Origin of the sequence: Pseudomonas sp. UBA6699 (assembly GCF_002454615.1) — a bacterium.
In the GTDB taxonomy this organism is placed as follows: Bacteria; Pseudomonadota; Gammaproteobacteria; order Pseudomonadales; family Pseudomonadaceae; genus Aquipseudomonas; species Aquipseudomonas juntendi.
In genome coordinates this window covers 35,703-44,823 of record NZ_DKJF01000058.1, presented here as the reverse complement: position 1 = coordinate 44,823, position 9,121 = coordinate 35,703, and the positions used below count along the sequence as shown (strand labels likewise).

The following is a 9,121-nucleotide window of genomic DNA, read 5'->3' as shown; positions in this document are numbered from 1 at the left end:
TGGGAGAAAGCTGCCAATCTACCACCCTGCCGCCGAATAACGAAAAAAGCTACGTCCAGGAAGCTATCGCTTCCTGCAGAGAAATCGACCTGTCATCCTGGTCATGCGGCGTGAAGTCCTGGATTGTGTAGGGCTCTGGCCGCGTTTTCGGATCTCGCGTCCGGTTGGCCAACATCGTGGCCACCATGGCTACCGAGCGCTCAACCCGCATACCAAGATGCAGAGAGCCGCGGCGTTGCCTGAACTTCACCCAAGACCTGAATTCGCGGAGGCTCAGGTTTTCTTGCGCCTGCGCGATGGTGCAGCCGCCGATGCCGCAGAGGACGAGTTCGTGCCAGATTTCATCAAGCTCGTCGAGTTCGGCGTCTTTCCCAGATCGTTCACCTCATGGATCGCGCAAAGCAGTGCGACCGTTAAGGCGCCGTCGAGAGAGCCGAGGCGCTTGGTGCTTTCCGGGTCCGCTTCCAGCTCGACCGGATCAAGTGGGCCATGAGTGATGTCCATCGGGCTGCTGAACACGGGGTTCCCATGTTCATCGCAGATCGATGCGGCGATCTTTCCGGCAATGCTGTCCGTCTTGCCGCCGAACGCGAGTACATCACTGACCGCAGTCTGGTAACCCAGCGGGCGCACGAACACTGTAGCGGTGAGGTCAGTATCGTTCTGACGCCACTTGATCTCCTTTTCAACTGGGCGCCCAGTGAACGAACCGGCGCCCTTGAGCGCTTCAAGTGTCAGTTTCATGGATTCTCCTTGACTACCCAGTTGAGTTTGCCCGAACGCTGAATGGTGGCAGCGGTGCTCACCGAGGCGTTGCTGGCGAAGTCGAACGGGAAGTCCGCGACGTAGCCGGCGAACAAGCACCAAGTGCGAGTTTTCGGCAGTACGAAGTCATCCCCGTCAGCATCGGCGGTGGGCGCAATTCCCTTGCCGTCAGACCAACCGAGAGCCCACAGGATATCCTCGTCGCTATCGTCCTGGGACAGCTGGAACATGCGCACATGGCTGGCATTGCGCGGGTCAGCCAGGATGGTGGCAGTGGCCTGGCCAGGCGTACGCAGGCCCTTTTTGTACTTGCGATCGGTGTCGGACAGGCAGGTGTCATCGATCTGGTCGGCAGGGGCGCCGCCGGGGTTGAAGGCTGTGAGGCACTCCACTTCCATCACGGTCTTGGGGCCAGATCCGCCATTGGCAGGCGGCAGCAGCGCGTAGAGCTGGGCGCCCTGAGCGTTCATCGACATGGTTTTTCTCCAGTCAGGAATGAAAAAGCCCGCACTGGGCGGGCATCGGGTCTATCTAAATTTCAACGGGAAACCCACCAGTCAACGTCGAAACTGGCGCGGTAACTGGTCGTCTCGGTATCGCGCCCCTCGGCGCCCCAGCGGGTGATGTAGGCCTCCAGCTCAATGGCGTCACGGATCGAGTCACGGACCTTTCGCGCGATGTCACCGGTGGTCGCGTACACGTCGACCTGCAGCGTGACGCTGTCGGCATCCGGGCGGCCCGCCAGGTAGTTCTCAGGGTTGCCGCTGACGATCTGCCAGACGGCATAGGGCTTCGTCACACCCTGTGGCGCCTCACCAAACGAATAGAGCCGCATATCAGTGCCGGTGCCGAGCAGTGCCGTGACGGCAGAGCTCTGCAAGCAGGCCTGCGCAATCGGTGGTGTCATCGGGAAGCTGCCTTCTTCGCTGCGCGCTTGATAGCGCGGTCAATGGATTTTTCGTACTCGGTTACGAAGGTGTTGGTCACCTCGCTGATGCTGTTGGCCAGAGCCGGACGCATGAACGGGGCAGCGGCCATCTTCTCGGTACCGAACTCGAACAGGCGCCAGTGCGGCGTCGGGGCGTTCTGGCTGAGATCACCGCCATCCTTGAGCACGGCGCCGTGTAGCACACCTATCCGGAAGCCGAGGTCACCGGTCTGCTTAAAGAGGCGGCCATTCCAGCGCAACGCGATGTTGTCCGATATCGACCGGCCGGTCGCCTTGTCGTCAATCCGCTCGGCTCCCTCCTTGGCCTTTTGCACCACCACCTGGGCCGCCTTGCGTAGCGCAGCCCGGCCACCCTTGCGCCGAACGTCGTAGCTGACCGACTCCAGCTTCCCCAGCAGGGTATCCAAGCCGGTGATGCTGAACTCGACACCATCAGCCATCCTTCACCCCCTTATCGACCAAGATCGTCAGGTAGTCGAGACCAGACTTAGCGTCGGCTAGTGGCGGGCCAACGATGCTATACACCTCACCCCGGTAAAGGATGCGCATGGTGGGTAGGACGCCAGGCCGGTATCGGATAACCATCCGACTCGTGGCCTGTGCCTGGCCGGCCTGGGCGGCAACGAAGTCCCTGGCCGACAGGTCTTCGACTCTGGCTGGGCACTTCTCCCAGCGAGCGACCCATTCTGGCTCCCCAAACTCCAGGGTCACTGGGTCACGCACCGCTTTCAGCTCCTGAATGTCGATGCGGTGCCGGAGCTTGCCGGCCTGCATCACACACCCATCCGGATGCGGTACGGCATCAGCAGGTGCTGGGACGCGAGTGGCAGTTCTGTGGCGGTGGTCCCTGTGACCACCTCCTCGCGGTTGGCGAACAGGTGGCCCAGCTTGAGCAGGCAGGCTGCTTGAATCGCCGGGTTGAGCACCATGCCGTAGGCGATGGCGTCTGCCTGGTCGTATGCGTCGGCCAGCGCCTGGCGGGCGTGTTCGAGCAGGCGACAGCGCAGGGTGTGATCCTGCTCGGCCTCGGCGGCGGCGACCGCCTCAGCATTCGCCTCCTTGGCTTGCCGCATGGCCGCCTGAACGCCGGCGCGAGCTTCATCGAGCGCCACCTGGTCTAGGTAGAAGCGGCGGTTGAGGAACCCCATCGCCGCATCTTCCGCTGCACCAAGCTGCGCCTCGACCAGCACCTGATCTTCCGGCTCGGCCAGCAGGTGATGCATGGCCAGATCGATGGCGATCACGGGCATGGGTTACTCCTCGGCCTGCGCCGGCTCACCACCGGCGATCAGTCGCTCAGCTTCCGCATTGGCTTCTTCCTGGTTACCGGAGAACTCGCCAACCTGGTTGCCTTCAGCGTCCACCACGATGTACTTGCCAGCGCCCTTGTGCTTAGCCTTGAAGGCGGCGACTGGCGGAGAAATCGGCAAGGCTACCGCCCCCAGGCTGCTGGTGGTCAGCACGCCCGCGCCAGCTGCATCTTCCTGCGAAATGGTCACCACCACCTCGCTTTCCGAGTCGTCCAGCTCTGCATAGCCCTTCTGGATCAACTGGCGTCCGTGCTGCTCGATGGTTTCGAAGGCCGTGCCCTCCACCAGTGTTTGGCCACCCAGGTACAGAGGTTTCAGGGTTTTGAGCTTCATGAATGCCTCCAGGGGCCGCATCTTGTGCGGCCCTCACATTGGGTTACGGAGTGACCGGGGCGGCGAATTCACCGAAGATGAACGCTTCCGGACGCTTGACCGCCAGCGCAGCGCGCTCTTCACAGCGGATCGAGATCAGGTTCTTCTCGAAGTCGTCGGCGTTTTCGGTCGAGATCACCACGTTGGCGTCTTCACGATCGAACAGCTGAGCGCCAGTTTGGAATGCACCGGTCAGGAACTTGCCCAGGAAAGCAGCGACCTCGGTGGCCACCACCGGCAGCCCCCACAGCACAGGACCAGCCAGGCCCAGCGGGTTGGCGAGGATGTAGCGACCCAGCGTGTCCTTGGTCAGCTCGATCTTGGCCCAGTCCATGAAGTGCAGGACATGACCGGAAGCCGGCAAGCGCGCCAGCTGGGCCTGCAACATCGCCAGGCGGAGATCATCGATGCCCGACCGTTTCTCCACTTCGAATGCCGGGACGTATTTCGAGGCCTGAGGGACGATGCCGTGCAGGTGAACGCCAGTGCCGTCACCAAACAGGATCTCCTGCTCCTCGACGTACTTGAGGCCGTATCGCATTTCGACATCGATGGTCGAACCCAACTGGGCGAAATCGTCCAAGATCTGTTTGGAGGCCTTGAACATGTGGGCGATGGTCGAAACTGCAGTGAGTTTCGACGCGAATTCGATGTTGGAGTAGGGCTTGGCGGTGCCCTCGGCCACGACTTTGGCGGCGTTGGTGAAGCCGGTCTGCTGTACCCAGAAGATCGCCGGGGCAGTGGTTCGGCCCGGGGCGATCAGGTCACGGATGAACAGCCGCTGCTTCGGCGCGGTGTCGATACCGGGCAGGCGCTGAGGCTCGACGATGCCGGCCGGAACATCACTGGACAGCAGGGCTGCACTGACTGGAATGTTGACGCGCTTGCCACCCTCGATGCTGGCGGCGAACTGTTTCAGCGCTTCGCTTTTGATCACGACGCCGCCCAGGCTGTCCTGGGCTTGCGGGGCACCTGCGGAAGGCAGACGCGCGAACTCCTGTTCGAGTTCGCCAAGCTGGGCTTTCAGCTGCTTCTCGGCCTCGGTCAGGCTGTTGAACTTGGTCGCCAGTTCGTCGACTGCGTTTTTGGTTTGTTCGGACAGGCCGCCGGCCTTCTTGGCCTCGGCCAAGGCGTTTTCGGCCTGCTTGCTGAAATCGCTGGTTGCCTGCTTGAGCTCGGCGGATACCTGCTTCAGCAGGTCAGCGGTGTTATCTGCCATGGGATTTTCTCCGGTTACTTGAGGGCTGCTGCCGAGAACCGCGACATGGCGGCCTGTAGATCGGCAAAGTGGTTGGCCAGATCGGCCGGGGTTTCGGCAGCGCTGCGCGTACCGGAGGGGGCAGCGCCAGGCGTACCCCCTTTGAGTTCTTGAATCAGGGATCGGCGCTCGGAGCGGGGCATGCCCTGCTTCGCCAGAATCGCGTCCAGTCGGCGAGCTGCGATCTGGTGCGGCGCCTTGGCCTGTGGGTCTTCCTGCGCGGCGTCCGATGGGAGAAGGCCGTCAGCGAAGCCCGCTTCTACGGCCCCGCTCCCGCCCATCCACGTCTCGACATCCATGAGGGCGCGCATTGCGGCGACCTCATCGCCGGTTCTGACCGAGTAAATGTCGGCCAAGGTGCCGTCGATCTGGTCGAGGAAGTCAGCGACTTCGGTGAAGTCGTTTCGGTCGCCTGCGGCAATGGTCCACGCGTTGTGGATCATCATGAAGCCGGCGCGGGCGATCTGGATTTCATCGCCAGCCATGGCAATGAACGAGGCAGCCGAGGCAGCCAGGCCAAGCACTTGGACGGTCACCTTGCCCTTGTGCTCGCGCAGCAGGTTGTAGATCGCCAAGCCTTCGAAAACATCACCGCCAGGGCTGTTGATCTTCACGGTGATGTCTTTGTCGCCGATACTGCGAAGCGCGGCGCTCACGCGCTTGGCGGTGACGCCCTCGCCCGTCCACCAATCCATGCCGATCGGGTCGTACATGGTTATCGTGGTGGAGTCGTCACCGGCTGCCGCCTTGATTGCGGGATTCCAGCGCTCCATCGCCTTTGGCAGTAGATCGGATTCGACGCGCGCGTGTGGCCGCACCGCCGGCGCTGCCGGTAGTGTCTTGAGAGTCATGGGTTACTCCAGGTCAGGCCGCTTTGAGCAGCGGCATCGATATCAGCGCGTGGGCCATCATTGGGCCGTCCGGGTTTCCGGCTTCCAGAGCCTGGGACGCCAGCTCTACCGCCTTGTTGATGGCATCCCGGTCATCGTTGTTGCGCGCCGAGACCAGTCGAAGCATGAATGCCGAGGCCGCCGGCGATACGCCTGCGCTGGGCTTCCCGAGTTGATCCAGAGGCACCAACGCAGACTGGACCGTGTAGGTGTCACCGCCCGGGATTGGCGGCAGGTTCTCAAGCCGCCGCACCTCGTTGCGAGACATCCAGCCATTTTGCAGAGCCGTGTTGTACCAGGCCCCGCGGCCGGCGCTGTCCGCGCGCAGCAGACCTTCCACCGCGAACTCGGCGAAGTAGTCGTCGGCATCGGCGTCGCCGATCAGGCAACGAGTGATTTCCTGCTCGATGTTGACCAGTAGCGGCCGCAGGCTGTTGGTGAGGAAGTGAAGGTTTTGCGCCTCAACCGAAGCAGCCCAGCTGGACTGCTTGTCCATGTGACCGACCATGAAGGGCGGCACACGGAACCAACGGCACATTTCCTCGATCCCGAAAGACCTGGACTCCAGCATCTGGGCGGCCTCAGGGTTCATCGTGATGCCCTGGTACTTGAAGCCTGCCTCCGCCACCATGATCTTGCCGGCGTTCTTCGACCCCATGAACGCCTGCATGCTGGCCCGAAGCTGCTCGCGCTGCTGCGGTGTGATCTTGGCGTCGCTGCTCAGGATGCCGGACGCCTGCATGCCCTGTGCGAACACCTTCGCCGCGGCCTCCTCGATCGCCATCGCCGAGCCGAAGATCTCGCGCCCGGTGGTTACCGGAAGCATCCCGCACACCCCGTCCAGGCCAAAGCCGCGGATGTGCATCAGGTTCTTCTCGGGAATGTCGCGATCCACGCCATTCTCGTTGTAGGTGTACTTTAGGCGCCCGTTGTCCTGCCGCTTCACCCTCATGGACTGGGGCAGAAGCGGCACCAGGGCGATGATCCGGCTGCCGATCATCTTCTTCTCGACGAACGCATTGCCTCGAAGGCAGATGCTCGCCACCACCAGCAGCATGAAGCGCTGCGGGGTCATCTCGGCGTTCGGGATGCGGCAAAGCACGCGGAACAGCGGATGGTCTTTGGCGACCTCGCGTGATCCGTCGGGAAGGCGCCGAAAAAGCTTGAGCGGCAGCGTAGAGACGGACTCGGACAGCAGCCTTACGCATGCCCATACCGTGGACAACTGCATGGCCTTGTCTACCGATACGTGCTTTCCAGATGCAGAGCTGCCGAACCATTCTTGCCAAAATGCGCCGTCCTTCAGGCCTATCGGCACCCCGAGCCAGTTTTGCAGCGCAGCCTTCACCCGGCCCGGTTTCTTGTCGGCCATCAGATTCCTACCATGATCGGGTTGTCAAAGAAGCCCTGGAGATCACCAGAGCCTTCCGGGTTCAGCGCCATCAGCGAAACAGCATCGAATGTCGACATCAGCGGATCGATCTTTGCCGAGCCGCTGGCCTGCTTGGTAATCGTGATGGCATTGCCTTGCGGAACGACACGGGCATTACCGACACACCAGTTCATCAGCGCGCTGCCGCAGTGGACCAGTTCGCCCCCAGCCACTTTGCGCTCGGTCGTCTTGATCGCGCCGTTGAGCTTCCAGCCCTGCGAGATGGCCACGATCTGTTCCATGGTGATCCCGCGCTCTCGGGTGGTGAGCTCGTCGACGATGTCGCCGATACCGGCCGAGTCCACACCGATTGCCAGCTTCTCCGGCAGCAGGCCGCGATCCCTGATATCACAGATGATGTCGGCTACCTGCTGGACATCATCACCTGGTCGATCAACGACGGTCAGATCGCCCGCCTTCTCGAAATCCCTCAGCACACTGGCGATATCCATACGCCGCTCGAACACAATGTTGTGCGCCCAGGCGTGAGCCCAATGGAGCCATCGGCGAGTCAAGGGCTCGCGGCCCAGCACTGTCAGGCCGAGCAAGTCGTCAAGACCACCACCGTCGATACCAACCGTAACCACTTCGGAGCGCTGCAGCAGGCTCTCCAGGGTCATGACAGCCTCAGCAGCCGATTCCCAGTGGTCAGCGCCTGCCCAACGGTCTGACCGCAGGTCCAGGCCGATCTCGACGTTGAGGTGCTTCGCTAAGAAGCCGCGTATGGCCCCCTCGCCCTCTGCCTGCGCCTCCTGATACTTCTGCTCGATCACTTCCTGATCGACAGAAAGACCCCAGTTGGGATTGGTCACATGGGCGTTTGCCAGGTCGCGGTGCTCGTTCCGCTCAATCATCTCTTTCGGGAACTCGTAGATCACGGGCAGGAAGCGCCGGTCCTCGATCTCCCCGTCACGCACTTTGCGCGCATAGTCCAGCTTGGCCTTGAAGGCGCCGGCCGGCGGCTCGTCGGACTGAGTGGTGCAGTAGAAAACAAACCCCTCTGGGCGTGACGCCAGGCCGCCGGTGGCCTCGACCAACATCTTCGCCGACTTGGCCTGCTTGCCGAACTCCCAGAGTTCGTCAATGAACACACCAGTCGCTTTCTTGCCAGTGACAGTGGCCGAGTCGGCCGCCACCACCTTCAGGTTTGCCTTGTTCAGGTTGTCGGTGACGATCCGGTTGTATTCCTGCACGTGGAACCTGGCCTGCAGGTCCTCGTCCGCATCGATCATGTCCCGGATCGGCTTGAACGCGTTGTCAGCCGCTTCCTTCGTCGGCGCCAGGATCAGGAACTCGCCAGAGGGCCGGGTGTTCAAGATCAGGGCCGTGAGCATGATGCCCGCGGCGATCGTCGACTTGCCGTTCTTCTTGCTCACCATCAGGAAGTAGTTGGTGATCAGCCTGCGGCCGGCGTCGGCGTCATAAGCGCCGAAGAGCGCGGCCACAACATCAAGCACCCAGCTGCGACAGGTATCCCCCATCAGGGGGCTACCGTCGGCATCAACCATTCGAAGGTTGCAAAACACGTCGAGAGCATCTTCTGCCTGCTCGGGGAAGATGGGCTCCACCGGCACGAGTGCCTGGCCACGAACGATCCTGCTCTCCCAGTCGGGGCACGCGGTAGTCCATTTCTTCATTTGACGGCCTTCAAGTGGCGTTCGCGCAGCCCGAAGCGGTTGCCGCTGGCCCCCACCTTCGCCGCTTCTTCGAGCTTCTGTTCCTTTTTGCCCATGCCGGACTTCTTGCCGTGAAAGTACGGGAGCGCCGACTGGGCGGCGTTGCGCCGATCAAAGATCTTGGCCTGGGGATCGTTCATCAGCGCCAGTAACCAAACGAGCGGATCGTCGGTGTTGGGCAGGTCGACCAGGTCGCCCGACTCGTCACCCGGCGGGCCGTACTCGGCGGCCTCGCGCTCTGGCGCCGGCTTAACATTTCGGGGCGCCTTTAACTTTTCCAGAGCGGCAACAACGTCAGGGTCTTTGGCGAGCCGAGAACCTGCCGCCGAAGCGCTGCCCGCCGCGTAACCTGCGGCTTCCGCCGCTTCGCGATTCGAGGCACCAGCAGCCTTAGACTCGACAAAACGGCGCTTTTTCGATGTTAACGCCATTAACAAAAACCTCTGAAACAGGAAAAAATTTCACGCGT

The 9,121-nt window shown here is 62.0% G+C and carries 13 protein-coding genes; all 13 read right to left on the bottom strand.

All coding sequences use genetic code 11. The features are described 5' to 3' along the window. Positions 1–49: 49 nt before the first annotated feature. Complete coding sequence (locus tag B3361_RS24185; protein WP_419722511.1) at positions 50–277, bottom strand: phage tail assembly protein T; 228 nt, start codon at positions 275–277, stop codon at positions 50–52. Further along, positions 274–744, bottom strand: a complete 471-nt coding sequence (locus B3361_RS11430; RefSeq protein WP_009685303.1) for a phage tail assembly chaperone family protein, TAC — start codon at positions 742–744, stop codon at positions 274–276. The genes B3361_RS24185 and B3361_RS11430 overlap by 4 nt, the downstream gene beginning before the upstream one ends. Beyond that, positions 741–1,241: a phage tail tube protein gene (locus B3361_RS11425; protein ID WP_009685302.1), complete on the bottom strand. Its 501-nt coding sequence runs from the start codon at positions 1,239–1,241 to the stop codon at positions 741–743. Before B3361_RS11425 ends, B3361_RS11430 begins: the two co-directional genes overlap by 4 nt. A gap of 62 nt (positions 1,242–1,303) precedes the next feature. Further along, positions 1,304–1,672, bottom strand: a complete 369-nt coding sequence (locus B3361_RS11420) for a DUF3168 domain-containing protein (protein ID WP_009685301.1) — start codon at positions 1,670–1,672, stop codon at positions 1,304–1,306. Beyond that, entirely contained in the window at positions 1,669–2,154 is a 486-nt protein-coding gene (locus tag B3361_RS11415) for an HK97-gp10 family putative phage morphogenesis protein (RefSeq protein WP_009685300.1), read from the bottom strand. Before B3361_RS11415 ends, B3361_RS11420 begins: the two co-directional genes overlap by 4 nt. Next, the gene (locus B3361_RS11410; protein WP_009685299.1) at positions 2,147–2,488 is read right to left on the bottom strand and encodes a phage head closure protein; all 342 of its coding nucleotides are present in this window, start codon (positions 2,486–2,488) and stop codon (positions 2,147–2,149) included. The genes B3361_RS11415 and B3361_RS11410 overlap by 8 nt, the downstream gene beginning before the upstream one ends. After that, the gene (locus tag B3361_RS11405) at positions 2,488–2,964 is read right to left on the bottom strand and encodes a head-tail connector protein (protein WP_009685298.1); all 477 of its coding nucleotides are present in this window, start codon (positions 2,962–2,964) and stop codon (positions 2,488–2,490) included. Before B3361_RS11405 ends, B3361_RS11410 begins: the two co-directional genes overlap by 1 nt. 3 nt (positions 2,965–2,967) lie before the next feature. Then, positions 2,968–3,357, bottom strand: coding sequence for a hypothetical protein (locus B3361_RS11400; protein ID WP_009685297.1), 390 nt, complete (start codon positions 3,355–3,357; stop codon positions 2,968–2,970). Between the two features lie 43 nt (positions 3,358–3,400). Then, entirely contained in the window at positions 3,401–4,615 is a 1,215-nt protein-coding gene (locus B3361_RS11395; protein WP_154211889.1) for a phage major capsid protein, read from the bottom strand. A 14-nt stretch (positions 4,616–4,629) separates the two neighbouring features. Continuing rightward, a complete protein-coding gene (locus B3361_RS11390; protein ID WP_154211888.1) occupies positions 4,630–5,505 on the bottom strand; it encodes a head maturation protease, ClpP-related in 876 nt (291 codons plus the stop codon). Positions 5,506–5,518: 13 nt separating this feature from the next. Continuing rightward, positions 5,519–6,916 (bottom strand): phage portal protein, encoded by a 1,398-nt coding sequence (locus B3361_RS11385; RefSeq protein ID WP_232961670.1) that lies wholly within the window; start codon positions 6,914–6,916, stop codon positions 5,519–5,521. Further along, positions 6,916–8,613, bottom strand: a complete 1,698-nt coding sequence (locus B3361_RS11380; protein ID WP_009685293.1) for a terminase large subunit — start codon at positions 8,611–8,613, stop codon at positions 6,916–6,918. The genes B3361_RS11385 and B3361_RS11380 overlap by 1 nt, the downstream gene beginning before the upstream one ends. After that, positions 8,610–9,083 (bottom strand): terminase small subunit, encoded by a 474-nt coding sequence (locus B3361_RS11375; RefSeq protein ID WP_009685292.1) that lies wholly within the window; start codon positions 9,081–9,083, stop codon positions 8,610–8,612. The genes B3361_RS11380 and B3361_RS11375 overlap by 4 nt, the downstream gene beginning before the upstream one ends. Positions 9,084–9,121 lie beyond the last annotated feature (38 nt).